Source organism: Citrobacter sp. TBCS-14, from assembly GCF_005280805.1.
In the GTDB taxonomy this organism is placed as follows: Bacteria; Pseudomonadota; Gammaproteobacteria; order Enterobacterales; family Enterobacteriaceae; genus Citrobacter; species Citrobacter gillenii.
This window is the reverse complement of the sequence record NZ_SZWM01000509.1, coordinates 1-241: the sequence shown is the minus strand read 5'-3', so window position 1 is coordinate 241 and position 241 is coordinate 1. Positions and strand designations below refer to the sequence as shown.

Sequence of the window (241 nt, the reverse complement as noted above, 5' to 3'; positions counted from 1 at the left end):
TTTCCTGCTTCAGTGTCAGCTGTACGCCATTCTGAACGCCGAACTTCCAGTCAGTTACCCGCATTTCAACATTAACGATACCGATAGACGGGAAATTCACCTTCACATACATTCCCGGGCGGTAACGGTATCCGCTCAGATTTAACGTTACGTTCATCGTCCTGGCGATGCGGGTGCGCTTTAACTTCACGTCTGCCAGACGCTGGGCCTGAAATTCAGAGGTCACAAATCGCAGCTTCAT

The 241-nt window shown here is 50.2% G+C and carries 1 protein-coding gene; it reads right to left on the bottom strand.

Annotation, left to right across the window (positions count from 1 at the left end; translation table 11 throughout):
- Window positions 1-226: hypothetical protein (locus tag FDX22_RS19600; RefSeq protein ID WP_255432976.1), on the bottom strand; the 226-nt coding region annotated here is incomplete at its 3' end.
- Window positions 227-241: the final 15 nt, after the last annotated feature.